General features: G+C 34.7%; 37 protein-coding genes and 1 pseudogene. 36 read left to right on the top strand and 2 right to left on the bottom strand.

Annotated features, from left to right (window positions below):
* The first annotated feature begins 8 nt into the window (after positions 1 to 8).
* From fusA to carA, 31 genes are all read left to right on the top strand, one after another.
* Positions 9 to 2,165, top strand: coding sequence for an elongation factor G (gene fusA, locus Q1W72_RS05690; protein ID WP_099713445.1), 2,157 nt, complete (start codon positions 9 to 11; stop codon positions 2,163 to 2,165).
* Between the two features lie 11 nt (positions 2,166 to 2,176).
* Positions 2,177 to 2,482, top strand: a complete 306-nt coding sequence (gene rpsJ / locus Q1W72_RS05685; RefSeq protein WP_011963470.1) for a 30S ribosomal protein S10 — start codon at positions 2,177 to 2,179, stop codon at positions 2,480 to 2,482.
* Between the two features lie 156 nt (positions 2,483 to 2,638).
* Entirely contained in the window at positions 2,639 to 3,256 is a 618-nt protein-coding gene (gene rplC, locus Q1W72_RS05680; protein ID WP_099713444.1) for a 50S ribosomal protein L3, read from the top strand.
* Complete coding sequence (gene rplD / locus Q1W72_RS05675) at positions 3,256 to 3,885, top strand: 50S ribosomal protein L4 (protein ID WP_035668126.1); 630 nt, start codon at positions 3,256 to 3,258, stop codon at positions 3,883 to 3,885. The genes rplC and rplD overlap by 1 nt, the downstream gene beginning before the upstream one ends.
* 6 nt (positions 3,886 to 3,891) lie before the next feature.
* On the top strand, positions 3,892 to 4,182 hold the full coding sequence (gene rplW / locus Q1W72_RS05670; protein WP_035668124.1) for a 50S ribosomal protein L23: 291 nt from the start codon (positions 3,892 to 3,894) through the stop codon (positions 4,180 to 4,182).
* Positions 4,183 to 4,188: 6 nt separating this feature from the next.
* Positions 4,189 to 5,013 (top strand): 50S ribosomal protein L2, encoded by an 825-nt coding sequence (rplB, locus tag Q1W72_RS05665; protein ID WP_035668122.1) that lies wholly within the window; start codon positions 4,189 to 4,191, stop codon positions 5,011 to 5,013.
* Between the two features lie 6 nt (positions 5,014 to 5,019).
* The gene (rpsS, locus tag Q1W72_RS05660; protein WP_007136562.1) at positions 5,020 to 5,298 is read left to right on the top strand and encodes a 30S ribosomal protein S19; all 279 of its coding nucleotides are present in this window, start codon (positions 5,020 to 5,022) and stop codon (positions 5,296 to 5,298) included.
* A gap of 6 nt (positions 5,299 to 5,304) precedes the next feature.
* Positions 5,305 to 5,718, top strand: a complete 414-nt coding sequence (rplV, locus tag Q1W72_RS05655; RefSeq protein WP_035668120.1) for a 50S ribosomal protein L22 — start codon at positions 5,305 to 5,307, stop codon at positions 5,716 to 5,718.
* Positions 5,719 to 5,723: 5 nt separating this feature from the next.
* Positions 5,724 to 6,482 (top strand): 30S ribosomal protein S3, encoded by a 759-nt coding sequence (gene rpsC, locus Q1W72_RS05650; protein WP_035668118.1) that lies wholly within the window; start codon positions 5,724 to 5,726, stop codon positions 6,480 to 6,482.
* A gap of 19 nt (positions 6,483 to 6,501) precedes the next feature.
* Complete coding sequence (gene rplP / locus Q1W72_RS05645) at positions 6,502 to 6,927, top strand: 50S ribosomal protein L16 (RefSeq protein WP_007803637.1); 426 nt, start codon at positions 6,502 to 6,504, stop codon at positions 6,925 to 6,927.
* 13 nt (positions 6,928 to 6,940) lie between these two features.
* A complete protein-coding gene (gene rpmC, locus Q1W72_RS05640) occupies positions 6,941 to 7,132 on the top strand; it encodes a 50S ribosomal protein L29 (protein ID WP_035668115.1) in 192 nt (63 codons plus the stop codon).
* Positions 7,133 to 7,149: 17 nt separating this feature from the next.
* Entirely contained in the window at positions 7,150 to 7,410 is a 261-nt protein-coding gene (gene rpsQ, locus Q1W72_RS05635; protein ID WP_039110222.1) for a 30S ribosomal protein S17, read from the top strand.
* Between the two features lie 2 nt (positions 7,411 to 7,412).
* Positions 7,413 to 7,781, top strand: a complete 369-nt coding sequence (gene rplN / locus Q1W72_RS05630; protein WP_026717863.1) for a 50S ribosomal protein L14 — start codon at positions 7,413 to 7,415, stop codon at positions 7,779 to 7,781.
* Positions 7,782 to 7,793: 12 nt separating this feature from the next.
* Positions 7,794 to 8,108 carry a 50S ribosomal protein L24 gene (rplX, locus tag Q1W72_RS05625; protein ID WP_035668111.1) on the top strand — a complete coding sequence of 105 codons (315 nt, stop codon included), beginning with the start codon at positions 7,794 to 7,796 and terminating at the stop codon, positions 8,106 to 8,108.
* A 2-nt stretch (positions 8,109 to 8,110) separates the two neighbouring features.
* Positions 8,111 to 8,662 (top strand): 50S ribosomal protein L5, encoded by a 552-nt coding sequence (rplE, locus tag Q1W72_RS05620; protein WP_099713443.1) that lies wholly within the window; start codon positions 8,111 to 8,113, stop codon positions 8,660 to 8,662.
* Positions 8,663 to 8,665: 3 nt separating this feature from the next.
* Positions 8,666 to 8,935 (top strand): 30S ribosomal protein S14, encoded by a 270-nt coding sequence (gene rpsN / locus Q1W72_RS05615; RefSeq protein ID WP_026707007.1) that lies wholly within the window; start codon positions 8,666 to 8,668, stop codon positions 8,933 to 8,935.
* A gap of 98 nt (positions 8,936 to 9,033) precedes the next feature.
* A complete protein-coding gene (rpsH, locus tag Q1W72_RS05610) occupies positions 9,034 to 9,432 on the top strand; it encodes a 30S ribosomal protein S8 (RefSeq protein WP_099713442.1) in 399 nt (132 codons plus the stop codon).
* Between the two features lie 18 nt (positions 9,433 to 9,450).
* On the top strand, positions 9,451 to 9,993 hold the full coding sequence (gene rplF, locus Q1W72_RS05605) for a 50S ribosomal protein L6 (protein WP_099713441.1): 543 nt from the start codon (positions 9,451 to 9,453) through the stop codon (positions 9,991 to 9,993).
* Between the two features lie 11 nt (positions 9,994 to 10,004).
* Positions 10,005 to 10,355: a 50S ribosomal protein L18 gene (rplR, locus tag Q1W72_RS05600; RefSeq protein ID WP_039110219.1), complete on the top strand. Its 351-nt coding sequence runs from the start codon at positions 10,005 to 10,007 to the stop codon at positions 10,353 to 10,355.
* Between the two features lie 6 nt (positions 10,356 to 10,361).
* Positions 10,362 to 10,889 carry a 30S ribosomal protein S5 gene (gene rpsE / locus Q1W72_RS05595; RefSeq protein WP_035668102.1) on the top strand — a complete coding sequence of 176 codons (528 nt, stop codon included), beginning with the start codon at positions 10,362 to 10,364 and terminating at the stop codon, positions 10,887 to 10,889.
* A gap of 12 nt (positions 10,890 to 10,901) precedes the next feature.
* Positions 10,902 to 11,084, top strand: coding sequence for a 50S ribosomal protein L30 (gene rpmD, locus Q1W72_RS05590; RefSeq protein ID WP_035668100.1), 183 nt, complete (start codon positions 10,902 to 10,904; stop codon positions 11,082 to 11,084).
* Between the two features lie 11 nt (positions 11,085 to 11,095).
* Positions 11,096 to 11,548, top strand: a complete 453-nt coding sequence (rplO, locus tag Q1W72_RS05585) for a 50S ribosomal protein L15 (protein WP_066081007.1) — start codon at positions 11,096 to 11,098, stop codon at positions 11,546 to 11,548.
* Between the two features lie 13 nt (positions 11,549 to 11,561).
* The gene (gene secY, locus Q1W72_RS05580; protein WP_099713440.1) at positions 11,562 to 12,908 is read left to right on the top strand and encodes a preprotein translocase subunit SecY; all 1,347 of its coding nucleotides are present in this window, start codon (positions 11,562 to 11,564) and stop codon (positions 12,906 to 12,908) included.
* Positions 12,909 to 12,911: 3 nt separating this feature from the next.
* Positions 12,912 to 13,127 carry a translation initiation factor IF-1 gene (gene infA / locus Q1W72_RS05575; RefSeq protein WP_007136545.1) on the top strand — a complete coding sequence of 72 codons (216 nt, stop codon included), beginning with the start codon at positions 12,912 to 12,914 and terminating at the stop codon, positions 13,125 to 13,127.
* Positions 13,128 to 13,139: 12 nt separating this feature from the next.
* Positions 13,140 to 13,256, top strand: a complete 117-nt coding sequence (ykgO, locus tag Q1W72_RS05570; protein WP_008992256.1) for a type B 50S ribosomal protein L36 — start codon at positions 13,140 to 13,142, stop codon at positions 13,254 to 13,256.
* A 2-nt stretch (positions 13,257 to 13,258) separates the two neighbouring features.
* Positions 13,259 to 13,633: a 30S ribosomal protein S13 gene (gene rpsM / locus Q1W72_RS05565; RefSeq protein WP_091203660.1), complete on the top strand. Its 375-nt coding sequence runs from the start codon at positions 13,259 to 13,261 to the stop codon at positions 13,631 to 13,633.
* 8 nt (positions 13,634 to 13,641) lie between these two features.
* On the top strand, positions 13,642 to 14,025 hold the full coding sequence (rpsK, locus tag Q1W72_RS05560) for a 30S ribosomal protein S11 (protein WP_024981527.1): 384 nt from the start codon (positions 13,642 to 13,644) through the stop codon (positions 14,023 to 14,025).
* Positions 14,026 to 14,116: 91 nt separating this feature from the next.
* Positions 14,117 to 14,722 carry a 30S ribosomal protein S4 gene (gene rpsD, locus Q1W72_RS05555; RefSeq protein WP_099713439.1) on the top strand — a complete coding sequence of 202 codons (606 nt, stop codon included), beginning with the start codon at positions 14,117 to 14,119 and terminating at the stop codon, positions 14,720 to 14,722.
* Between the two features lie 21 nt (positions 14,723 to 14,743).
* The gene (locus Q1W72_RS05550) at positions 14,744 to 15,736 is read left to right on the top strand and encodes a DNA-directed RNA polymerase subunit alpha (RefSeq protein ID WP_039110214.1); all 993 of its coding nucleotides are present in this window, start codon (positions 14,744 to 14,746) and stop codon (positions 15,734 to 15,736) included.
* 31 nt (positions 15,737 to 15,767) lie between these two features.
* Positions 15,768 to 16,253: a 50S ribosomal protein L17 gene (gene rplQ, locus Q1W72_RS05545; RefSeq protein WP_099713438.1), complete on the top strand. Its 486-nt coding sequence runs from the start codon at positions 15,768 to 15,770 to the stop codon at positions 16,251 to 16,253.
* A 316-nt stretch (positions 16,254 to 16,569) separates the two neighbouring features.
* A complete protein-coding gene (carA, locus tag Q1W72_RS05540; protein WP_099713437.1) occupies positions 16,570 to 17,670 on the top strand; it encodes a glutamine-hydrolyzing carbamoyl-phosphate synthase small subunit in 1,101 nt (366 codons plus the stop codon).
* A 79-nt stretch (positions 17,671 to 17,749) separates the two neighbouring features.
* On the opposite strand, the pseudogene Q1W72_RS05535 reads toward carA, so the two are convergent.
* Positions 17,750 to 19,057, bottom strand: a pseudogene (locus Q1W72_RS05535) (erythromycin esterase family protein).
* A gap of 427 nt (positions 19,058 to 19,484) precedes the next feature.
* On the opposite strand from Q1W72_RS05535, the gene eno reads away from it, so the two are divergent.
* From eno to ctlX, 4 genes are all read left to right on the top strand, one after another.
* Positions 19,485 to 20,777 (top strand): phosphopyruvate hydratase, encoded by a 1,293-nt coding sequence (gene eno, locus Q1W72_RS05530; RefSeq protein WP_099713436.1) that lies wholly within the window; start codon positions 19,485 to 19,487, stop codon positions 20,775 to 20,777.
* 156 nt (positions 20,778 to 20,933) lie between these two features.
* The gene (locus Q1W72_RS05525) at positions 20,934 to 22,217 is read left to right on the top strand and encodes a citrate synthase (RefSeq protein ID WP_099713435.1); all 1,284 of its coding nucleotides are present in this window, start codon (positions 20,934 to 20,936) and stop codon (positions 22,215 to 22,217) included.
* 64 nt (positions 22,218 to 22,281) lie between these two features.
* Complete coding sequence (locus tag Q1W72_RS05520) at positions 22,282 to 23,196, top strand: dimethylarginine dimethylaminohydrolase family protein (RefSeq protein WP_099713434.1); 915 nt, start codon at positions 22,282 to 22,284, stop codon at positions 23,194 to 23,196.
* A gap of 76 nt (positions 23,197 to 23,272) precedes the next feature.
* Positions 23,273 to 24,208, top strand: coding sequence for a citrulline utilization hydrolase CtlX (gene ctlX, locus Q1W72_RS05515; protein ID WP_099713433.1), 936 nt, complete (start codon positions 23,273 to 23,275; stop codon positions 24,206 to 24,208).
* A gap of 55 nt (positions 24,209 to 24,263) precedes the next feature.
* On the opposite strand, the gene Q1W72_RS05510 is transcribed toward ctlX, so the two are convergent.
* Entirely contained in the window at positions 24,264 to 24,893 is a 630-nt protein-coding gene (locus Q1W72_RS05510) for a MarC family NAAT transporter (RefSeq protein ID WP_099713432.1), read from the bottom strand.
* Positions 24,894 to 25,041: 148 nt separating this feature from the next.
* Between Q1W72_RS05510 and Q1W72_RS05505 the strand changes: the two genes are divergently transcribed.
* The gene (locus Q1W72_RS05505; protein WP_099716185.1) at positions 25,042 to 25,407 is read left to right on the top strand and encodes a CoA-binding protein; all 366 of its coding nucleotides are present in this window, start codon (positions 25,042 to 25,044) and stop codon (positions 25,405 to 25,407) included.
* Positions 25,408 to 25,415 lie beyond the last annotated feature (8 nt).

Below are 25,415 nucleotides of genomic sequence, written 5' to 3'. Positions count from 1 at the left end.
CTTAAGAAATGGCTAGAGATCTTAAATATACAAGAAACATAGGAATTGCTGCTCACATTGATGCTGGTAAAACAACAACAACGGAGCGTATATTGTTCTATACTGGAAAATCACACAAAATTGGTGAAGTACACGATGGTGCTGCAACAATGGACTGGATGGCACAAGAGCAAGAAAGAGGTATTACAATTACTTCTGCTGCTACAACTTGTGAATGGAATTTTCCAACTACACAAGGTAAAATTTTACCTGAAACATTGCCTTATCACTTCAATATTATCGATACCCCGGGACACGTTGACTTTACAGTTGAAGTAAACCGTTCTTTGCGTGTACTTGATGGTTTGGTTTTCTTATTTAGTGCTGTTGATGGTGTTGAGCCGCAATCAGAAACTAACTGGAGATTAGCAGATCAATACAGAGTTCCACGTATTGGATTCGTTAATAAAATGGATAGACAAGGATCTAACTTTTTGATGGTATGTCAACAAGTAAGAGATATGTTGAAATCAAATGCAGTTGCGATCACTTTGCCAATTGGTGAAGAAAATGATTTCAAAGGTGTTGTGGATTTAGTTAAAAACCAAGCTATAGTATGGCATGAGGAAGGTTTAGGAGCAACTTATGATATTGTGCCTATTCCAGAAGATATGCTTGAAGAAGTTAAAGAATACAGATCGATTCTTATCGAAGCAGTAGCTGATTATGATGAGACTTTGCTTGAAAAATTCATGGAAGATGAAAACTCTATTACAGAGGAAGAAATCAACATTGCATTAAGAGCAGCTGTAATGGATATGGCTATCATTCCTATGATTGCTGGTTCTTCTTTCAAAAATAAAGGAGTTCAATTCATGTTAGATGCAGTATGTAAATATTTGCCATCTCCAATGGATAAAGATGGTATCGAAGGAATTCATCCTGATGATGCTGATTTATTGGAAGAAGATCAAACTAAAATTTTGCGTAAGCCAGATGTTAAAGAGCCATTCGCTGCTTTAGCTTTTAAAATTGCTACTGACCCATTCGTAGGTCGTTTAGCTTTCTTCCGTGCTTATTCAGGACGTTTAGATGCTGGTTCTTATGTTTTGAACACTCGTTCAGGAAATAAAGAAAGAATTTCTCGTATCTATCAAATGCATGCTAACAAGCAAAACCCAATCGAATATATCGAAGCAGGTGATATTGGAGCAGCAGTTGGATTTAAAGATATTAAAACTGGAGATACATTGTGTGATGAAAAGAACCCAATTATCTTAGAAAGTATGAAATTCCCTGCGCCGGTAATTGGTATTGCAATTGAGCCTAAAACTAAAGCTGACGTAGATAAAATGGGTATGGCTTTGGCTAAATTGGCTGAAGAAGATCCTACTTTTACAGTTAGAACAGATGAAGCTTCGGGTCAAACTATTATCTCTGGTATGGGTGAGCTTCACTTAGATATCTTAGTGGATAGAATGAGACGTGAATTCAAAGTTGAAGTGAATCAAGGTGAGCCTCAAGTTGAATACAAAGAAGCTTTTACTAAGAAAGCACAACATAGAGAAACATACAAAAAACAATCTGGAGGTCGTGGTAAATTCGGTGATATCGTATTTATACTTGAGCCAGCAGATGAAGTTGACGGTAAAGCTCCAGTTGGATTGCAATTTGTAAATGCAGTAAAAGGTGGTAACGTTCCTAAAGAATATATTCCATCAGTTGAAAAAGGTTTTAGAGAAGCTATGAAAACAGGTCCTTTAGCAGGATACCAAGTAGATAGTTTGAAAGTAACTTTATTAGACGGATCTTTCCACCCGGTGGATTCTGATGCACTTTCTTTTGAGCTTGCAGCAAGAATGGGTTATAGAGAGGTAGCTAAAGCAGCTGGTGCTGTTATATTAGAGCCAATCATGAAAATGGAAGTGATTACACCAGAAGAAAACATGGGAGATATCGTAGGTGATATCAACCGTCGTAGAGGTCAGGTGAATGATATGGGTGATAGAGCTGGTGCTAAAACTATTAAGGCAGATGTGCCATTATCTGAAATGTTTGGATACGTTACTACGTTAAGAACGCTTTCTTCAGGTAGAGCAACTTCTACTATGGAATTTTCACACTACTCTGAAACGCCTTCTAATATTTCAGAAGCAGTTATCAAAAAAGCAAAAGGAAACGCATAATCTTTAAGAAAATGAGTCAAAAAATCAGAATAAAATTAAAATCTTACGATCACATGTTGGTAGACAAGTCTGCTGAGAAGATTGTAAAAACGGTAAAAAGTACCGGTGCAGTTGTTACAGGACCAATTCCATTACCAACACACAAAAAACTTTTTACAGTACTACGTTCTCCACACGTTAACAAAAAAGCGAGAGAGCAATTTGAAGTAATGTCATACAAGAGATTAATTGACATTTATTCATCTTCATCAAAAACTATTGATGCTTTGATGAAACTTGAATTGCCTAGCGGTGTTGAAGTAGAGATCAAAGTTTAAATAGCTTACTAGTAAGAAAGGAACGCTGTTTTTAAGCGAAAAATATTTTTTTGGTTTGTGTGTAAATAAGTTATACATTTGCACCCACTTAAAAAAATAGGATTCGGTTAAAAGCTGCGTTCTATATTTATATTTAATAATTAATAATTAATATTTATGTCTGGGTTAATTGGTAGAAAAATCGGCATGACTAGCATTTTCGACGAGAACGGGAAGAATATTCCTTGTACAGTAATCGAAGCTGGACCATGTGTTGTTACCCAAGTCAGAACCAAAGGTGTTGACGGGTACGAAGCGTTGCAACTTGGTTTCGATGACAAAAACGAGAAACATTCCACAAAAGCGGCTTTAGGTCACTTTAAAAAAGCGGGAACTGTAGCTAAGAAAAAAGTCGTTGAATTCCAAGATTTCGCAACAGAGCAAAAATTAGGAGATCTTATTGATGTTTCTATTTTTTCTGAAGGAGAATTTGTAGATGTACAAGGTGTATCTAAAGGTAAAGGTTTTCAAGGGGTTGTAAAACGTCACGGTTTTGGTGGTGTTGGTCAAGCAACTCACGGTCAACACAACCGTTTAAGAGCGCCAGGTTCTGTAGGAGCTTCTTCTTATCCATCTAGAGTATTCAAAGGAATGCGTATGGCTGGAAGAATGGGAGGAGACAATGTAAAAGTTCAAAACCTTAGAGTTTTAAAAGTAGTGGCTGATAAGAACCTACTTGTTATTAAAGGATGTGTTCCTGGTCATAACAACTCTTATGTAATCATTCAGAAGTAATGGAAGCAAAAGTATTAGATTTCAACGGAAAAGATACTGGAAGAAAAGTTCAACTTTCTGATTCAGTATTTGGTATAGAACCAAACAATCACGCAGTATACCTTGATGTTAAGCAATATCTTGCTAATCAAAGACAAGGAACGCACAAAGCTAAAGAAAGAGCTGAAGTAGCGGGAAGTACTCGTAAGATTAAAAAACAAAAAGGAACTGGTACTGCTCGTGCGGGTAGTGCAAAGAATCCATTGTTTAAAGGTGGTGGAACAGTTTTTGGACCAAGACCAAGAAGTTATTCATTCAAATTGAATAAAAGCTTGAAACGTTTGGCTAGAAAATCTGCTTTCTCAATTAAAGCAAAAGAGTCGAACATTATCGTTCTTGAAGACTTTAATTTTGAAACTCCAAACACTAAAAATTTCATCAACGTTTTGAAAGCTTTAGAGTTAGAGAATAAAAAATCCCTGTTTGTGTTGGGTGATACAAATAAAAATGTATATTTGTCGTCACGCAATTTAAAAGGCTCTAGCGTAGTAAGTAGCTTAGAATTAAGTACTTACGCTATATTAAACGCTAATAATTTAGTGCTTTTAGAGAGTTCTTTGGAGATAATTGAAGAAAATTTAAGTAAATAATAGGATATGAGCATCATAATTAAGCCTATAGTAACGGAAAAAGTAACCAAAGAAAGTGAAGTTTTAAACCGCTTCGGATTCGTTGTTGACAAAAAAGCAAACAAAGTGCAAATTAAGAAAGCTGTTGAAGCTGCTTACGGAGTAACTATTTTGAGTGTTAACACGATGAACGTAAGACCGGATAGAACTACTAAATACACTAAAAGTGGTTTAATCAGTGGAAAGACGAATGCAATTAAAAAAGCAATTGTTCAAGTACAAGAAGGAGAAACAATTGATTTTTACAACAATATCTAAGATAAAATGTCAGTAAGAAAATTAAAACCTATTACCCCAGGTCAGCGATTTAGAGTTGTGAATGGTTATGACGCCATTACAACTGATAAGCCGGAACGCTCTTTGATAGCGCCGATAAAAAACTCTGGTGGTAGAAATAGTCAAGGAAAGATGACCATGCGTTATACGGGTGGTGGTCACAAGCAGAGATATCGTATCATTGATTTTAAACGTACTAAAGAAGGAATTCCTGCTACGGTTAAATCAATTGAATATGATCCAAATCGTACTGCATTTATCGCTTTGTTGGCGTATGCTGATGGAGAGAAAACGTATGTTATTGCTCAAAACGGATTGAAAGTTGGTCAGAAATTAGTTTCTGGTCCAGAATCTCAACCTGAAATTGGTAATACTTTACCTTTAAGTAGAGTTCCACTTGGAACTGTTATTTCTTGTATCGAATTGAGACCAGGACAAGGAGCTGTAATTGCTCGTTCTGCTGGAACATTTGCTCAATTAATGGCAAGAGATGGAAAATATGCTACAATTAAAATGCCTTCTGGTGAAACAAGATTAATCTTGTTGACTTGTTCGGCTACAATTGGAGCGGTTTCTAATTCAGACCACCAATTAGTTGTATCTGGTAAAGCAGGTAGAACAAGATGGTTAGGAAGAAGACCTAGAACAAGACCTGTTGCAATGAACCCTGTCGATCACCCAATGGGTGGTGGTGAAGGACGTTCTTCTGGTGGACATCCACGTTCAAGAAATGGAATACCAGCTAAAGGTTATAGAACTCGTTCTAAGAAAAACCCGAGTAACAAGTATATCGTAGAACGTAGAAAGAAATAATAAGATATGGCACGTTCATTAAAAAAAGGACCTTTCGTTCATTATAAGTTAGACAAGAAAGTTCAAGAAAACATCGCAGGTGGAAATAAAGGAGTGGTTAAGACATGGTCTAGAGCTTCTATGATTACTCCAGACTTTGTTGGACAAACTATCGCAGTTCATAACGGTCGTCAATTTGTACCAGTTTACGTAACAGAAAACATGGTAGGTCACAAATTAGGAGAATTTTCACCAACTAGATCTTTTAGAGGTCATGCTGGAGCAAAAAATAAAGGTAAAAAATAAGAAGCAATGGGAGTTCGTAAAAGAGAAACAGCAGACGCAAGAAAAGAGGCTAACAAGTCTTTGGCCTTCGCAAAGTTAAATAACTGCCCTACTTCACCTAGAAAAATGCGCTTAGTAGCAGATCTAGTAAGAGGTCAGAAGGTAGAAAGAGCACTAAACATCTTAAGATTTAGTTCTAAAGAAGCTTCAAGAAAATTAGAAAAATTGGTTTTATCTGTAATTGCCAACTGGCAAGCAAAAAACCCTGAAGCTAATATGGAAGAAGCAGGTTTATTCGTAAAAGAGATCAGAGTAGATGGTGGAATGATGTTGAAAAGACTTCGTCCAGCTCCTCAAGGTCGTGCACACAGAATAAGAAAACGTTCTAACCACGTAACAATCGTGCTTGGAGCTATCAATAACACACAAAGCAATTCTTAAGCAGCATGGGACAAAAGACAAATCCAATTGGAAATAGACTTGGTATCATCAGAGGATGGGACTCAAACTGGTATGGTGGAAATGATTACGGTGATAAACTTGCCGAAGATCACAAAATCAGAAAGTACATCCATGCTCGTTTATCAAAAGCTAGTGTATCGAAAGTAATCATCGAGAGAACTTTAAAACTTGTAACCGTTACTATCACTACTGCTAGACCTGGTATCATTATCGGAAAAGGTGGACAAGAGGTAGACAAGTTGAAAGAAGAACTTAAAAAGATTACTGACAAAGAGGTTCAAATCAACATCTTTGAAATTAAAAGACCTGAACTTGACGCGTATCTAGTTGCTACAAGCATCTGTCGTCAAATCGAAAGCAGAATTTCTTACAGACGTGCAATCAAAATGGCTATTGCTGCTTCTATGCGTATGAACGCAGAAGGTATCAAAGTTTTGATTTCTGGTCGTTTGAATGGTGCAGAGATGGCACGTTCAGAAGGTTTCAAAGAAGGTAGAATTCCTCTATCAACTTTCAGAGCTGATATTGATTATGCTTTGGCTGAAGCTCATACTACTTATGGTAGAATGGGTATCAAAGTATGGATCATGAAAGGTGAAGTTTATGGAAAGAGAGATCTTTCTCCACTTGCCGGAATGGACAAAAAACAATCTGGTGCTGGTGGTAAAGGTGGTGATTCTCCTAGAGGAGACAGAAAACCTTTTAATAAAGGTGGAAAACCAGACGCTCGTAAACGAAAGTAAATTTTTAAACTAAAGAAAAATGTTACAGCCTAAAAGAACAAAATACCGTAAGGTACAAAAAGGTAAAATGAAAGGGAACTCTCAAAGAGGACATGAACTTTCTAATGGAATGTTTGGTATTAAATCTGTACATGAAGATGGAATGTTCTTAACCTCTCGTCAAATCGAAGCTGCGCGTATTGCTGCAACTCGTTTTATGAAAAGAGAAGGACAATTATGGATCAAAATATTTCCAGACAAACCTATCACTAAGAAACCTCTTGAGGTACGTATGGGTAAAGGTAAAGGTGCCGTTGAATATTGGGCAGCTGTTGTTAAACCCGGAAGAATTATGTTTGAAGTTGGAGGAGTACCTTTGTCAGTTGCAAAAGAGGCGTTACGTCTTGCTGCTCAAAAGCTTCCAGTAAAAACTAAATTCGTCGTTGCTAGAGATTTCGAAGCATAATCTATATTATATTATGAAACAATCAGAAATAAAAGATCTTTCTGCAGCGGAGTTGCAAGAAAAACTTAGCCAGACTAAGAAGGCATATGCCGACCTAAAAATGGCTCACGCTATTTCTCCAATTGAGAACCCACTTCAAATTAGAAGTGTAAGAAGAACAGTTGCAAGATTAGCTACGGAACTTACTAAAAGAGAGTTGCAATAATTGTAATCTGCTGAAAGATGGAAGAAAAAAGAAATTTAAGAAAAGAAAGAGTTGGTGTTGTAACTTCAGACAAAATGGACAAGTCTATTGTTGTTGCTGAAGTACGTAAAGTAAAGCACCCATTATACGGTAAGTTCGTGTTGAAAACTAAAAAGTATCACGCACACGACGAAAAGAACGACTGTAACATTGGAGATACTGTAAGGATTAGCGAAACGCGTCCTATGAGTAAAACAAAATGTTGGAGGTTAGTTGAAATCCTAGAAAGAGCTAAATAATTATGGTACAACAAGAATCAAGACTAAAAGTAGCAGATAACACTGGAGCAAAGGAAGTTTTAACTATCCGTGTTTTAGGAGGTACCAAAAGAAGGTATGCCTCTGTTGGTGACAAGATTGTAGTTTCTATCAAAGATACTGCTCCTAACGGAAGCGTTAAAAAAGGAGCTGTTTCAACTGCAGTTGTTGTACGTACCAAAAAAGAAGTAAGAAGAGCCGATGGTTCATACATTAGATTTGATGACAACGCATGTGTGTTATTAAATGCTGCTGGTGAAATGAGAGGAACTCGTGTTTTTGGTCCGGTAGCAAGAGAACTTCGTGAAAAACAATTCATGAAAATTGTATCATTAGCACCAGAAGTGCTTTAATTCGTTTTTAAGATGATAAAGCTAAAAATAAAATCAGGTGACATCGTAAGAGTAATTGCTGGAGACCATAAAGGTGCTGAAGGTAAAGTTTTACGTGTTTACCGTGAGAAAAACAAAGCGATAGTTGAAGGTGTAAACATGGTTTCAAAACATACGAAACCAAGCGCGAAAAGCCCTCAAGGTGGTATCGTAAAGAAAGAAGCTTCTATACAAATATCTAATATATCTTTAATTGATCCTAAAACTAAGGAAACAACTAGAGTTGGTATTAGAGTAGAAGGAGATAAGAAAGTAAGATTTTCAAAAAAATCTAATCAAGTACTATAGTAATGGCGTATATACCTAGACTAAAAGAAGAATATAAGAGCAGAGTAATTGCTGCTCTTAAAGAGGAATTCGGATACGTAAACGTAATGCAAGTTCCAAAATTGGAAAAAATCGTTTTAAGTAAAGGAGTTGGTGCAGCTGTATCTGATAAAAAACTAATTGACTATGCAGTTGATGAGTTAACAAAGATCACTGGACAGAAAGCAGTATCTACAATCTCAAAGAAAGACGTTGCGTCATTCAAATTGAGAAAAGGGATGCCTATTGGAGCAAAAGTTACTTTGCGTGGAGAAAGAATGTATGAGTTTTTAGATAGACTTATCACTTCTGCTTTACCACGTGTTAGAGATTTTAGCGGAATTAAAGCTACTGGTTTTGACGGAAGAGGTAATTACAACCTTGGTGTTTTGGAGCAAATCATTTTCCCAGAAATTGATATTGACAAAGTAAACAAAATATCAGGAATGGATATATCTTTTGTTACTTCTGCAAAAACTGATAAAGAAGCAAAATCACTATTGGCTGAATTAGGTTTACCTTTTAAAAAGAATTAAGATATGGCTAAAGAATCAATGAAAGCCCGTGAGGTTAAGAGAGAAAAAACTGTAGCAAAGTATGCTGAGAAAAGAAAAGCTTTGTTAGAAGCTGGAGATTTCGTAGGTTTGCAAAAATTACCGAAAAATGCTTCTCCGGTTCGTTTGCACAATCGTTGCAAATTGACAGGTAGACCAAGAGGATATATGCGTCAATTTGGTATTTCACGTGTAACATTTCGTGAAATGGCAAATAACGGATTAATCCCAGGTGTTAAAAAAGCATCTTGGTAGACTGTAACTCAGTTACGTCAATACAAACACATTTATAAATTGGTTAAAGGTTCATAGGATGAGTATCCTATGAAAACCATAACCGCAAATTAATACACATGTATACAGATCCTATTGCAGATTATTTGACAAGAGTTCGTAACGCTGTGGCTGCAAACCACAAAGTTGTTGAAATTCCTGCATCTAATCTAAAAAAAGAAATAACTAAGATCTTATTTGATCAAGGTTATATCTTGAGTTACAAATTTGAGGACAACGCTGTTCAGGGTTCAATCAAAATCGCTTTGAAGTATGATAAAGATACTAAAGAGTCTGTAATTAAAGATATCCAAAGAATTAGTAAACCAGGTTTACGTAAGTATTCAGGTTCTTCATCAATTCCTAGAATCCTTAACGGATTAGGAATTGCTATTGTTTCTACATCAAAAGGTTTGATGACAGGAAAACAAGCCAAACAGTTAAATGTTGGTGGTGAAGTAATTTGTTACGTTTACTAATCATTAAAATAGTAGAAGATGTCAAGAATAGGTAAAAATCCGGTTGTAATCCCTGCTGGTGTAACTGTTGAAGTTGCAAATGGTATTATTACAGTAAAAGGAAAAAATGGTCAACTTACACAGGAGTTCTCGGACGTTACTGTAACGGTTGAAGACGGTCAAGTTCAAGTTGATAGATCGTCTGATCACAAAGACCAAAGAGCAAAACACGGTTTATATAGATCTTTAATCAATAACATGATTATTGGTGTAAACGAAGGTTTTACTAAATCTTTAGAGTTGGTAGGAGTTGGTTACAGAGCTTCAAATCAAGGACAAAAGTTAGATTTAGCTCTTGGATATTCTCATAATATTGTTTTAGAAATTGCTCCAGAAGTAACTTTAGAAACAATATCTGAAAAAGGTAAAAATCCAATTGTTAAATTAACATCATTTGACAAACAACTTTTAGGTCAAGTAGCTGCGAAAATCAGAGGTTTCCGTAAGCCTGAGCCGTACAAAGGAAAAGGTGTTAAATTTGTAGGTGAAGTATTAAGAAGAAAAGCAGGTAAATCAGCTTAAAAAATAAGATTATGTCATTAACAAAACCTGAAAGAAGACAACGAATTAGATTCAGAATTAGAAAAACAATTAGTGGTACTGCTACTAATCCAAGACTATCTGTATTTAGAAGTAACAAAGAAATTTACGCTCAACTTATTGATGACGTAAACGGAGTTACTTTATTGGCAGCTTCTTCAAGAGAAAAAGAAATAGGTAACGGTACGAACATTGAAGTTGCTACAGCGGTTGGAAAACTAGTTGCTGAAAAAGCTTTAAAAGCTGGGATAGACGTAGTGACTTTCGATAGAGGAGGTTATTTATATCACGGTCGTATTAAATCATTAGCGGAAGGCGCAAGAGCGGCTGGACTTAAATTCTAATATAGTATGTCTAATAGTAAATACAAGAATGTAGAGTTAGTAAAACCAAGTGGTCTTGAATTAAAAGATCGTTTGGTAAGTGTAAATCGTGTTACTAAGGTTACAAAGGGAGGTAGAGCTTTTGGTTTTTCTGCTATTGTAGTTGTAGGTGATGAAAATGGAGTGGTTGGACACGGATTAGGAAAATCTAAAGACGTTTCTGAAGCAATTGCGAAAGCAGTAGAAGATGCTAAGAAAAATTTAGTAAAAATTCCTTTGAATGGTCAATCAGTTCCTCACGAACAAAAAGGTAAATTTGGTGGTGCACGTGTATTTTTAATTCCTGCCTCTCATGGTACAGGAGTTATTGCTGGTGGAGCTGTTCGTTCAGTTCTTGAATCAGTAGGAATTCATGATGTATTATCTAAATCTCAAGGATCTTCAAATCCTCACAACGTAGTGAAAGCAACTTTTGATGCTTTATTACAAATGAGAAGCGCTTATACTGTTGCAAAACAAAGAGGTGTTTCTTTAGAAAAAGTTTTTAAAGGTTAATTCAAGGAAATTATGGCTAAATTATTAGTAAAACAAGTTAGAAGCAAAATCAACTGTCCTCTTACTCAAAAAAGAGGATTAGAAGCTTTAGGTCTACGTAAAATGGGACAAGTTGTAGAGCATGATTCAAACCCTACAATCCTTGGGATGATAAATAAAGTTAAACACTTAGTTTCTGTTGAAGAAACTAAATAACAAATACTGTTATGAATTTAAGTAACTTACAACCTGCTGAAGGTTCTACACACAATCAAAATAAAAGATTAGGTAGAGGAGAAGGTTCTGGAAAAGGTGGTACTTCTGCAAGAGGTCACAAAGGAGCAAAATCTCGTTCTGGTTATTCTAAAAAGATTGGTTTTGAAGGTGGACAAATGCCACTTCAAAGACGTGTGCCTAAGTTTGGTTTTACAAACATCAATCGTAAAGATTACGAAGGTGTAAATCTTGATACACTTCAACTTTTAGTTGATAATGGTGTTATTAAAGATACTGTTGATATGACAGTTTATGTTGCTAATCGTTTAGCTACTAAAAATGAAATCGTTAAGATTTTAGGTAGAGGTGAATTGACAGCAAAATTAAAAGTAACCGCTCACAAATTTACTGCTACTGCAAAAGCTGCTATTGAAGCTGCTGGTGGAGAAGCTGTAACAATGTAATTTTTCAATTAATATGAAGAAATTTATTGAATCAATAAGTAATGTTTGGAAAATCGAAGAACTGAAAAATAGAATCCTAATAACATTGGGTTTGCTTTTAGTTTATCGTTTTGGGGCTCAAGTAACCCTGCCAGGTATTGATGCTACACAGTTAGGTAATTTAGCTGGGCAAACTAAAGAAGGAATTGGTTCAATTCTTGACATGTTTACTGGAGGTGCATTCTCTCAAGCTTCTGTTTTTGCTTTGGGGATTATGCCTTATATTTCTGCTTCAATTGTTGTTCAGTTAATGGGAATTGCGATTCCTTATTTGCAAAAACTTCAAAGTGACGGAGAAAGCGGTAGAAAAAAGATTAATCAAATTACTCGTTGGTTGACAATAGGAATTACTTTAGTTCAAGGTCCAACTTATATCTATAATTTATATAGAACATTACCTAGTAATGCATTTTTATTGGGATTCAATTCATTTGAATTCTTATTTTCTTCAGTAGTTATTTTAGTTACAGGGACAATTTTTGCCATGTGGTTAGGAGAAAAAATTACTGATAAAGGAATTGGAAATGGTATTTCTTTGTTAATCATGGTTGGAATTTTGGCTAGATTACCTCAGGCTTTTATTCAAGAGTTTACAACAAGAGTTACCAATAATAATGGTGGACCAATGTTGTTAGTTATTGAAATTATCATTTGGTTATTAGTTATCATTTGTTGTGTGTTATTGGTTATGGCGATCAGGAAGATTCCTGTTCAATATGCACGTCGTACAACATCAGGTGATTTTGAACAAGACATGTTGGGTGGAAACAGACAATGGATTCCTTTGAAGCTTAATGCTTCTGGGGTTATGCCAATAATTTTTGCGCAAGCAATTATGTTTATTCCAGCAGCCTTAGCAGGTTTGTCTAAATCAGATGCATCACAATCAATCGTTGGCGCTTTTAGTAATATGTTTGGATTTTGGTATAACTTTGTATTTGCAACTTTAATAATTGTATTTACTTTCTTTTATACTGCAATCACAGTTCCTACTAACAAAATGTCTGATGATTTAAAGAGAAGTGGTGGTTTTATTCCAGGTATCAGACCAGGAGTTGAAACTTCTGATTATCTTGACAAAGTGATGTCCTTGATAACTTTTCCAGGATCTTTATTTCTTGCTTTGATAGCTGTGTTCCCAGCAATTGTTGTGAGTCTTATGGATGTTCAACAATCTTGGGCAATGTTTTTTGGAGGTACTTCATTAATAATTATGGTTGGAGTTGCCATAGACACAATGCAGCAAATTAATTCATACTTGTTGAATAAACATTATGATGGTTTGATGAAGAGTGGTAAAAATAGAAAAGCAGTAGCTTAACTTATGGCAAAACAATCAGCAATAGAACAAGACGGATCAATCATTGAGGCATTGTCAAATGCAATGTTCCGTGTAGAGTTAGAAAATGGACATATTGTAATCGCACATATATCTGGAAAAATGCGTATGCATTACATCAAATTATTACCTGGTGATAAAGTGAAACTAGAAATGAGCCCTTACGATTTGTCAAAAGCAAGAATTACTTATAGATATTAAAGGATATTCAAAATGAAAGTTAGAGCTTCAGTAAAAAAGAGAAGTCCCGAGTGCAAAATTGTGCGAAGAAAAGGGAGATTGTACGTAATAAACAAAAAGAATCCTAGATTTAAACAAAGACAAGGATAGTTATGGCAAGAATAGCAGGGGTAGATATCCCAAAAAATAAGAGAGGTGTTATAGCACTTACCTATATCTTCGGATTAGGAAAAAGTAGAGCTGTTGAGATTTTAGAAAAAGCTCAAGTTAGCCAAGATAAAAAAGTTCAAGATTGGAATGATGACGAGATCGGAGCAATTCGTGAGGCGGTATCAACTTTTAAAATTGAAGGAGAATTACGTTCTGAAGTTTCTTTAAACATCAAACGTTTAATGGATATTGGATGTTATAGAGGTATCCGTCATAGAACTGGTCTTCCATTAAGAGGACAAAGAACTAAAAACAACTCTAGAACAAGAAAAGGTAAGAGAAAAACTGTTGCCAACAAGAAAAAAGCAACTAAATAATAAGTAATATGGCTAAAGCAACTGCAAAAAAACGTAAAGTTATCGTTGAATCAACGGGAGAAGCTCATATTTCTGCTACTTTTAACAATATCATCATTTCTTTGACAAACAAAAAAGGTGAAGTTATTTCTTGGTCTTCAGCTGGTAAAATGGGTTTTAGAGGTTCTAAAAAGAATACTCCATACGCAGCCCAAATGGCAGCAGAAGATTGTAGTAAAGTAGCTCTTGAAGCTGGACTTAAAAAAGTAAAAGTTTATGTAAAAGGACCAGGAAACGGACGTGAGTCTGCTATTCGTTCTTTGCATAACGGTGGAATTGAAGTTACAGAGATTATCGATGTTACTCCAATGCCTCACAATGGATGTCGTCCTCCTAAAAGACGTAGAGTTTAGTACTCAAAATATTTATAGTATAACCTAGGTAGAATATAGATTATCGAAGGATAAGACCTGAATTCATAATCTCTACCTTAAACAATTTAAAATGGCAAGATATACTGGTCCAAGTACAAGAATTGCTCGTAAATTTGGCGAGGCAATTTTCGGAGACGATAAAGCTTTCGAAAAAAGAAATTACCCACCCGGACAACACGGGATGGCTAAAAAAAGAGGAAAAAAATCTGAATATGCTGTCCAGTTAATGGAAAAGCAAAAAGCTAAATATTCTTACGGAATATTAGAAAAACAATTCAGAAATTTATTCGAAAAAGCATCAGCTACTAAAGGAGTTACTGGTGAAGTTTTATTACAATTGTGTGAAGCAAGATTAGATAACGTTGTTTTCAGAATGGGTATTGCTCCTTCTAGAAGAGGTGCTCGTCAAATCGTTTCTCACAGACACGTTACTGTAAATGGTGAAGTGGTTAATATTCCTTCTTACCACCTTAAGCCTGGTGATAAAGTTGCTGTTCGTGAAAAGTCTAAATCATTAGAAGCTATCGAACGTTCTTTATCTAATTCAAGTCATGTTTATGAATGGATTACTTGGAATAATGATATCAAAGAAGGTACTTTCGTTTCTGTACCTGCGAGACTTCAAATCCCAGAAAACATTAAAGAACAATTAATCGTAGAGTTGTACAACAAATAATAATTGACTTAGTCGAAATTTATGGCAATATTTAATTTTCAGAAGCCCGATAAAGTTATCATGATCGATTCAACCGATTTTGAAGGTAAATTTGAATTTAGACCTTTAGAACCAGGTTACGGATTGACCGTTGGTAATGCACTTAGAAGAGTTTTGCTTTCAGCATTAGAAGGTTATGCAATTACATCTGTTCGCATTGAAGGTGTAGATCATGAGTTTTCTACTATTTCAGGAGTTGTTGAAGACGTTACCGAAATTATCCTTAATCTTAAACAAGTACGTTTCAAACGTCAAATTGAAGATATCGATAATGAATCAGTTACTATTTCTGTTTCAGGTAAAGACCAATTAACAGCTGGTGATTTTCAAAAATTTATTTCAGGTTTTCAAGTTTTGAATCCAGAACTAGTTATCTGTAATTTAGACAGTAAAATCAAACTTAATTTTGATTTAACGATCGAAAAAGGTAGAGGATATGTTCCTGCTGAAGAGAACAAAAAACAGAATGCTGCAATTGGAACTATTTTTACAGATTCAATTTTTACTCCGGTAAAAAATGTAAAATATGCCATTGAAAACTTCCGTGTAGAGCAAAAAACAGATTACGAAAAATTAGTTTTTGAAATAAAAACTGATGGTTCTATCAATCCAAAAGATGCCCTTACTGAAGCTGCAAAAGTTTTAATTCACCATTTCATGTTGTTCTCTGACGAAAGAATTACACTCGAGGCTGACGAAATTGCACAAACAGAATCATATGATGAAGAATCATTACATATGAGACAATTGCTTAAAACTAAGCTTGTTGATATGGATCTTTCTGTAAGAGCACTAAATTGTTTGAAAGCGGCTGAAGTTGATACACTTGGTGATTTAGTATCGTTCAATAAAAATGACCTAATGAAATTCCGTAATTTCGGTAAAAAATCTTTAACTGAACTAGATGAACTTGTTGCAGTTAAAAATTTGAACTTCGGTATGGATTTAGCAAAATACAAACTAGATAAAGAATAATCTAAGCCGCAAGGTTTAAATTTACATAGCAATGAGACACGGAAAAAAATTCAATCACTTAAGCAGACAGACTGCACATAGAAAATCTATGTTAGCTAATATGGCTTGTTCTCTTATCGAGCACAAACGTATTAACACTACTGTCGCTAAAGCAAAAGCGCTTAAACAATTCGTTGAGCCGCTTATAACAAAATCTAAAGCTGATACGACTCACAATCGTCGTATCGTTTTTGCTTACTTACGTAGCAAATATGCCGTAACTGACTTGTTCAGAGACGTAGCTGCTAAAGTAGGAGACCGTCCAGGTGGATACACTCGTATCATTAAAGTTGGAAATCGTTTAGGAGATAATGCTGATATGGCAATGATCGAATTAGTAGATTTCAATGAACTTTACAATGGTGGTAAAAAAGAAGTTAAAAAAGCAAAAAGCCGTCGTGGTGGAAAAGCTAAGAAAGATGAAGCTACTGAAGCTCCAGCTGCTGAAACTGAAACAACTACAGACACTGCTGAGTAATTATGAAAATAATCATTCAATAAAAATCAAGGATAAGCTAGTACTAGTTTATCCTTTTTTTTTGGTTTTTTTTGGAGCAAAAACCTTGGGATTTAATTGCGCATCTTCCTGCTGTCCACTGTATCTTTTGCTTTTAAAGAAAAGCAAAAGGATGCCGTTCCCATCAGGGCTAGATTAGAATGTTTTTATTTTACAATAAATTTCAAAAACTTGCATCCATTGCTTTAAAGGATTAAATTTGCACAATATTTAACTACAGATGAAACTAGCTTTGCGAGTTCCATGAGACTATTAAAAAAATAATAGAAATCAAAGAATGAAATATACAACACGACAAAAAGCAATTCTTTTATTAAGTGACGGAACCATATTCCATGGAAAATCTATTGGGATAAGTGGAACCACTTTTGGAGAAGTTTGTTTTAACACTGGAATGACAGGTTACCAAGAAATTTTCACTGACCCATCTTATTTTGGTCAATTAATGGTAGCCACCAATGCCCATATTGGAAATTATGGGGTAAATGATTCAGAAGTTGAATCAGAAAGTATTAAAATAGCGGGATTGGTTTGTAAAAACTTTAGCTTCAATTATTCTCGTGAAGATGCTTCAGGGAGTTTAGAAGACTATTTTATCAAGCAAAACCTAATCTGTATCTCTGACGTAGACACACGTGCGCTAGTAAGTTATATTCGTGACAATGGCGCTATGAATGCAGTCATTTGTACTGATGAAACTTCAATAGAAGAACTAAAAATTGCATTGGCAAAAGTTCCAGACATGAAAGGTTTAGAATTAGCTTCTAAAGTTTCTACCACGGAACCTTACTTTTTTGGAGATGAAAATGCAACTTATAAAATTGCGGCGCTTGATTTAGGGATTAAAACGAATATCCTTCGTAATCTTGCCAAAAGAGATTGCTACATCAAAGTATTTCCTTTTGATTCTTCGTACCAAGATTTAGCAGCATTTAATCCAGATGGATACTTTTTATCTAATGGACCTGGTGATCCGGAACCACTTTCTGGAGCTATTCAAGTTGCAAAAGAAATCCTTGAAAATGACAAGCCTTTATTCGGAATTTGTTTAGGACATCAAGTTATTGGTTTAGCAAACGGAATTTCTACTTATAAAATGTTTAATGGTCACAGAGGGATCAACCATCCTGTAAAAAACATCATTACCGGAAAAGGAGAAATAACTTCTCAAAATCATGGTTTTGCTGTTAATAAGGAAGAACTGGATAATCATCCTGATTTAGAGATTACTCATCTTCATCTAAATGATGGAACGGTTGCAGGTATGCGAATTAAAAACAAAAATTGTTTCTCAGTTCAATACCATCCGGAAGCAAGTCCAGGACCACATGATTCTTCTTATTTGTTTGATCAATTTATAGAGAACATAAAAGGATAAATTAGAATAAATTTCAAAATTAAATAGTAATAAAAAGGGTTTGACTTAATTAAAAGTCAAACCCTTTTTTTAATTACAATTACATTCCAAAAGGATATGTTTCCGGAATTTGGTTTCCGTCTGGCTGTATGTGTATGGGATGTAATGCACTTGTTTCGTCTAGAAAAATAAAAGCATCGTATCTTTTTGGTAATATTGTGGGAACATAATTTCCGAATCTTTCGTGTTCAGGATTGTAGACAACTCCTATTGCACGATGTCCTATATAAGATGAAAGACATTCTTCATCCTTTACTTTATTCATTAATAATAATTTGTTTTTGCCATTGCCAGCAAGATGAAAAGCATGTTTCCAACTGCCCACAACTGCTTCGGGAACTTTTATTTTTCGCATCGAATCACCCCATTCTCTGCCGGCAACGACACTTCCTTTATAGGAGCCAAATCCTACCGCGACAACTCCATCATTCAAATGTTGTTCTCTCATTAGCTGTCCTACATTTACCATTCCTTCGGAAGCCATTTCTGTAGCACGGGCATCGCCAATGTGGGTGTTGTGTTCCCAAACAATAATTTTAGCATCTTTTCCATGAAATTTCATAAGTCGTTTTATAGTTGAGACCATGTGTTCATCTCTAATGTTCCATGAGGCAGATCCTCTTTTTATCATGGCGCGATAATATTTTTCGGCATTTCTGGCAATAAATGCATTTTGTTCTGTGCTTAAAACATTTTCTGTATCATGGTTGTAATTGGGTACATTTTTAATGATTTCCGTAAGCATGTGCAGGATTTCTTTCTCGCATAATTCTGGAACGTATGAAGAGGCTCTGGCATAAGATTGCCCATCGTCTTTATTTTAGGGTTCAAAACATTTCATAGCTGTTTTTGCAACTGCAAGTGCTTTTGGATCATTTTTTTCTAAATATTGAATGATCGAATTCATAGATTCCCTAAAACTGTATACATCCAATCCGTAAAATCCTATTCTTTTATCAGCAGAAAGGCTTTCGTTATATACCTTGAGCCAATCTATGAATGCTGCTGTTTCCCAATTTGCCCACATCCAAGTAGGCCATCTTTTAAACTCATTCATAACGCTAAAAATATCTTTCTCGGAATCTAAATATCCTTTTGCATACCGATTTAAACGATAGCAATCCGGCCAATCTCCTTCGACTCCTACAAATGAAAATCCTTTCTCCTGAATGAGTCGTTGTGTTATTTTAGCTCTCCATGTATAATATTCATGTGTGCCATGTGACGCTTCACCTAAAAGGACATATTTTGCATCTCCTATATAGTCTATTAGTGGGTCTAAATCTGTTGAATTTTCCAATGAAGAAGCCGTTTTATTCAATAATGCTACAATTTCACTAGAATTCATTAAATTGTTAAGGTTTTTTAAAGCTTCCATCACATATTTATTTTTTAATTTAGAAATTGAATTATAAAAATTGCTAATCTGGAATGCTGTAATAGTACGTGGATTTTTTGGTTTTAAAAAAGCTGTATAAATTTAATGTATATAATTTATAATGAGGCTATTTGTGTTGATTTGTTTGCTGAAATCAATTGATTTTATGCTTAAGTAAGTGTCATTAATTTTTAGTTAATGTAGCACGCATTTCCTGAATTAGATTTTAAAGGAATTGAAAAAAATAACAGATAATGTAAAAATAAATTCTTAAAATAGCTTAAATGTTTTGTTTGCCAAAAAATTATAACGTTTTCGTTAATAACATTCATTATTTTCATAAAATCATTCAAAAAGATAGAATATATTTGTATTTTAAAATTTAAAATTTTAGTATATGAGTATTATTATCAAAATTCACGCAAGACAAATTTTCGATTCAAGAGGAAATCCTACAATAGAAGTAGATGTAATTACAGACAATGGTGTTTTAGGAAGAGCAGCAGTACCATCTGGAGCTTCAACAGGAGAGCATGAAGCAGTTGAGTTACGTGATGGAGGAAAAGCATTTCTTGGAAAAGGAGTTTTGAATGCTGTGAAAAATGTGAATACCATTATTTCTGAAGAACTTGTTGGTGTTTCAGTTTTCGAACAAAATCTAATTGATCAAATGATGATTGATTTAGATGGCACTCCAAATAAATCAAACTTAGGAGCAAATGCAATTTTAGGTGTTTCACTAGCTGTAGCAAAGGCTGCTGCTAATGAATTAGGATTGCCTTTATACAGATACGTAGGTGGTGTCTCTGCAAATACATTGCCGGTTCCAATGATGAATATCATCAATGGAGGATCACATTCTGATGCGCCTATCGCGTTTCAAGAATTCATGATTTTCCCTGTGAAAGCAACTTCTTTTTCACATGCAATGCAAATGGGAACTGAAATTTTTCATAGCTTGAAAAAAGTGTTACACGATAGAGGACTTTCTACAGCAGTAGGTGATGAAGGTGGTTTTGCACCAAATCTAGCTGGAGGAACTGAAGACGCTTTAGATACTATCAAAAAAGCTGTTGAAACTGCAGGATATACTTTTGGAGATGAAATCATGATTGCTTTGGATTGTGCTTCTGCTGAGTTTTACGTAAATGGAAAATACGATTATTCTAAATTTGAAGGAGAAACTGGTAAAGTGAGATCTTCTGCTGAACAAGTAGAATATTTAGCTGAATTAGTAGCTAAATACCCTATCATTTCTATTGAAGATGGAATGGATGAAAATGACTGGGATGGATGGAAATTACTTACAGAGAAAATTGGAGATAAAGTACAATTAGTAGGTGATGATTTATTTGTTACTAATGTAACACGTTTGTCTACTGGTATCGAAAAAGGAATTGCTAATTCAATCCTTATTAAAGTAAACCAAATTGGAACTTTGACTGAAACTATTGCAGCTGTTAATATGGCTAAAAATGCGGGTTACACTTCAGTAATGTCACACCGTTCAGGAGAGACAGAAGATAATACAATTGCAGATTTAGCAGTAGCTTTGAACTGTGGTCAAATAAAAACAGGTTCAGCATCTCGTTCTGATCGTATGGCGAAATACAATCAATTATTAAGAATTGAGGAAGAATTAGGAAATACAGCTTATTTTCCTGGTAAAAATGCTTTCAAAATCAAATAATTTCTTACGATATTTTTATTTAAAGCCATTCACGTTTTGTGAGTGGCTTTTTTTTATAATATTTAACAATTTCATTGTGTTATTCTCTTTTTAATTAGTGTTTAATTCCCTAGATTTGATAAATTATTATTTTAAAAGTTTATTTTCAATTATATTATGTCAAAAATAGCAACATTAGAAATTGATGGTAAAAAATTTGAACTGCCGATCATTGTAGGAAGTGAAAATGAAGTTGCCATTGATATTAACAAATTACGTGATTTATCAGGTGTAATTACACTTGATCCAGGTTATAAAAATTCAGGTTCTTGTAAAAGTGATATTACTTTTTTAGATGGAGAGCTTGGAATCCTTCGTTATAGAGGATATTCAATTGAGGATTTAGCTGAAAAAGCAGATTTTCTAGAAGTATCATACCTTTTAATTTTCGGGGAGTTGCCTACTGTTGATCAGTTAGCACAATTTGAAACTGATATTAGAAAATACACTTTGGTCAATGAAGAAATGAAAAACATCATTGATGGTTTTCCTAAAACAGCTCATCCAATGGGTGTTTTAGCTGCGTTGACAAGTGCATTAACAGCATTCAACCCAAAGTCGGTAAATGTTGAGAACGAAAAAGAAATGTATGAGGCTGTGTGTAAAACTATGGGTAAATTCCTTGTTATAGCAACTTGGACGTATAGAAAAAGCATGGGCTATCCTTTGAATTATTACGATAATACTAAAGGTTATGTAGAGAACTTCATGCGTTTAATGTTTGAATTGCCTACAGAACCTTACACTGCAAATCCTGTAGTAATTGATGCATTAGATAAATTATTTATTCTTCACGGAGATCATGAACAAAACTGTTCTACATCTACAGTTAGAATGGTTGGTTCTTCTCATGCAGGATTATTTGCTTCAATATCTGCTGGAGTTTCTGCGCTTTGGGGTCCATTACACGGAGGAGCAAATCAAGCAGTTCTTGAAATGTTAGAAGAAATCCATAGAAATGGTGGAGATGCTGATAAATATATGGCTAAAGCCAAAGACAAGAATGACCCTTTCAGATTGATGGGCTTTGGTCATAGAGTCTACAAAAATTTTGATCCAAGAGCAAAAATCATCAAAAAAGCAGCTAATGAAGTTTTATCAACTTTAGGAGTTGAAGATCCAATTCTTGCAATTGCTAAGAAACTAGAAGAATCAGCTTTAGAAGATGAGTATTTCAAATCAAGAAATTTATATCCTAATGTAGATTTCTATTCTGGAATTATTTATAGAGCTTTAGGAATTCCTACCGATATGTTTACTGTAATGTTTGCAATAGGACGTTTACCGGGTTGGATCGCACAATGGAAAGAAATGCGTGAAAATAAGGAGCCTATCGGAAGGCCAAGGCAAGTTTATACGGGTCACCCTTTGAGGGATTTTGTACCAACAGATAAAAGATAAAATCAGTTTAAAAAGCTTCACTAATTAGTGAAGCTTTTTTTATATTTGCCAAAAGCTAAAATACATGTTAGAGTTAAATATAAAGAATGAAACTTCGAGACTTAGAGCCGTAGTTCTGGGTTCAGCAGTCAATAATGGACCTACGCCAAAGGTTGAAGATGCCTATGATCCAAAATCATTAGAACATATTTTAGCAGGCACTTATCCGCAGGAGAAAGACATGGTAAACGAAATGGAAGCATTCAATACTGTGCTGAAAAAATATAACGTGACCGTTTATCGTCCGGAAATGATTGAAAATTACAATCAGATATTTACAAGAGATATTGGTTTTGTAATTGATGATGTTTTTGTGAAATCAAATATTTTGCCGGATAGAGAGCGAGAATTAGATGCTATTCAATATATAATTGACCAAATTAATCCTAAAAAAGTGGTGCGACCTCCAGAGGAAGTTCACATAGAAGGTGGTGATGTGATGTTGTGGAACGATTATATTTTTATTGGAACCTATAAAGGCAGTGATTACAAAGATTATATTACTGCACGAACGAATGTGCAAGGAGTGCAATATATTAAGGATTTGTTCCCAAATAAAATTGTTAAAGAATTTGATTTGGTAAAATCTAAAATTGAAGCCCGCGACAATGCATTGCATTTAGATTGTTGTTTTCAGCCGGTAGGTAACGATAAAGGGATTATCTACAAAAATGGATTCCGTGAAGAAGCAGATTATTTGTTTTTGGTAAATCTTTTTGGAAAAGAAAACCTATTTCATATTACCAGAGAAGAAATGTACAATATGAATTCCAATGTTTTTTCTATTGATACAAATGTTGTCGTTTCAGAAAGAAATTTTACCAGGCTTAACAATTGGTTGCGTGCAAACGGTTTTGTAGTCGAAGAGATTCCATACGCAGAAATTGCAAAACAAGAAGGATTATTACGGTGTTCTACCTTACCTTTAATTAGAGATTAAATATTTGTTTAGGGTTTAAAGTTTAACGTTGCCCAACATTAAACTTTAAACTGTTAAACATTAAACTAAAAATAATATGAAACAAACAACAAATTCCATATTGATGATTCGCCCGGTTGCGTTTAGAATGAACGAACAAACGGCAGTTAATAATTATTACCAAAAAGTATTAGACGGACTTTTGCCTGCAACTGTAAATGCTAAAGCGCAACAAGAATTTGATGCTTTTGTCGAAAAACTTACAGCAGCAGGTGTTGATGTTACTGTTGTTGATGATACATTGAATCCAGATACGCCGGACAGTATTTTTCCGAACAACTGGATTTCTTTTCATGAGAATGGAGATGTGGCTTTATATCCAATGTTTGCAGAAAACAGAAGGCAGGAACGTCGCGAAGATATTCTGGATATCTTGGAAGATAAAGGTTTCGTGATTAACAATATTGTAGATTATACATCGGCTGAGGAAGATGGTTTTTTCTTGGAAGGAACAGGAAGTTTGCTTTTGGACAGAGCCAACGCAAAAGCGTACTGCGCATTATCTCCCAGAGCCGATGAAGAATTATTTATCGAATTCTGTGAAGATTTTGATTATGCACCAGTAATTTTTGAAGCTTTTCAAACTGTTGATTCAGAACGAAAACTGATTTACCATACCAATGTGATGATGTGCTTGGGAGAAACTTTTGCAGTCATTTGTGCAGATTGTATCGATGATAAAAAAGAACGCAAAATGGTTTTGGATAATCTAAAAGAAAACGGAAAAGAAATCATTTTGATTACTGAGGCCCAAATGAATAATTTTGCGGGTAATATGCTTGAAGTTCGTGGAGCAAATGACAAACGGTATTTAGTTATGAGCGCAGCTGCACATCAAAGTTTGACTCCAAAACAAATGGAACAATTAGAAAAACATGCTGAAATTTTGAGTTCAAGTTTAGATACAATTGAAGCTTGTGGCGGAGGAAGCGCCAGATGTATGATGGCAGAAATTTTCTTGCCTAGAAATTAAAAAAAAACCGGATAAGATTCTGAATCTTATCCGTTTTTTTTTTTTTGGTTTTAATTTAGGATAGATTCCCTTTTATAATATTGATAATTGCACTCACGATATATTGTATTCCTATCGCAATTACAATGAAACCTACAATTCTGGATATCGCAACAATTCCAGATGCTCCAAGTATTTTTGCTAAATAATGGGCGCTTTTTAGGATGATAAAAATAGCAACTGCAATGGCAAGAATAGCAATTGAAGAAATGATGATCTCCATACTTGTATTGTGTTCCTGATAAAATGCGATAAGTAAAGAAATAGAACCAGGACCTGCAAGCATAGGGATTGCAAGCGGAGTCAAGGCAATATCATTCCTTTTTTGTGCATCAGTTTCTGCCTTTTTATTGATACCTCTCTTTTTATTAAACTTTCCTGAAAGCAAGGAAAATCCAGAACTCACAATAATAATTCCGCCAGCAATTCTTAGTGCATCAATACTGATTCCAAAAAAAAGTAATACATATTGTCCAATAAAAAACGAGACGATAAGGATGATAAATACATTTATCGCCGTCCATAAAGAAATTCTGGAACGCTCCTTTTTAGTGTCATTTTGGGTCAGTCCTACAAAGATAGGAACGGTTCCAATAGGATTTAATACCGAAAAAAGTGCGACAAACAGATAAATAAATAGATCCATATTTTGTTTTTTGATAGTGTAAAAGTACTCTTTTTTTACTTTTTAATGTTAGCGTAATGTTTTTTCTTACTTTTATAACTAAACCTGATAATTGCTAAACTCATGGGTCTTTTTTCATTACTTTTGCAAAATATAATTACAGAAAATGATAAAAAATAAAAAAACGCTAGTTCTTGGAGCTTCAACAAAACCTGCTAGATATTCTTTCATAGCGATTGAAAAACTGGTTGATAAAGGACATTCAGTTCTTGCTATCGGTCAAAACGCGGGTGAAGTAGCCGGAATAAAAATCCAGACCAAAGCTATTCCACTAAAAAATATCGATACGGTTACGCTGTACCTAAATCCTTTGCGTCAGCGTGATTACTATAATTATATCGTTGAGGCACAACCAAAACGTGTTATTTTTAATCCAGGAACTGAGAATCCTGAGTTCTATCAATTGTTGAAATTAAATGACATCAAAGTCGAGATAGGGTGTACATTGGTTATGTTGGCAACAAATCAATATTAGTTTTTTTG

Origin of the sequence: Flavobacterium sp. ZE23DGlu08, from assembly GCF_030505335.1 — a bacterium.
GTDB classification, from domain to species: domain Bacteria; phylum Bacteroidota; class Bacteroidia; order Flavobacteriales; family Flavobacteriaceae; genus Flavobacterium; species Flavobacterium algoritolerans.
Note: the sequence above shows the minus strand (reverse complement) of the source record. Positions and strands in the feature narration are given on the sequence as shown.